The 604-nt window shown below is 60.3% G+C and carries 1 protein-coding gene; it reads left to right on the top strand.

Going from position 1 to position 604, the window contains the following annotated elements; translation table 11 throughout:
- Positions 1–197: 197 nt before the first annotated feature.
- On the top strand, positions 198–604 hold a 407-nt coding region (locus tag ACP7BV_RS27670), incomplete at its 3' end, for an EAL domain-containing protein (protein WP_426108122.1).

Raw genomic sequence — 604 nt, forward strand, 5'->3', positions numbered from 1 at the left:
TGGCCAGGCTGGGAGGGGATGAGTTCACCGCCATTCTCACCGAACTCGACGGCGGTATGCACGTGGAGCGGGTGGCCTGCCGCGCTACCAGCGCAGCCGCGCCGAAGACTAGCGGCGTTCCTGTTCACTCTGCCGGCGTACCGCCGAACGCGGCGATCAGTTATAGTTATTCTTTCAGTTTCTGTGACAGGCTGTTCATGATTCCCATTCATTCCGGCAATGAAGACGCATCAACGCCTGGATGCAAGGCCTGCCGCACCGACGGCGAGCTTGGCTTTGACTTCGCCTACGCCTATCAGCCCATTGTCGACCTCGACAGCCACACCATCTACGCCCACGAGGCGCTGGTACGCGGGCCGCAGGGCGAGTCCGCCTTCAGCGTTTTGTCCCAGGTTGACGACAGTAATCGTTACCAGTTTGACCAGGCGTGCCGGGTCAAGGCGATCCGGGGCGCGGCCGAACTTGGCATGCAGGAACTGCTGTCGATCAATTTTCTGCCGAATGCGGTGTACCGTCCCGAAGCTTGCATCCGTAGTACCTTGGCCGCCGCCCTTGAATATGGCTTTCCGATCGAACGCATCATCTTCGAGGTCACGGAAGGCGA

Origin of the sequence: Massilia sp. TSP1-1-2, from assembly GCF_049896185.1 — a bacterium.
GTDB lineage: Bacteria > Pseudomonadota > Gammaproteobacteria > Burkholderiales > Burkholderiaceae_D > Telluria_A.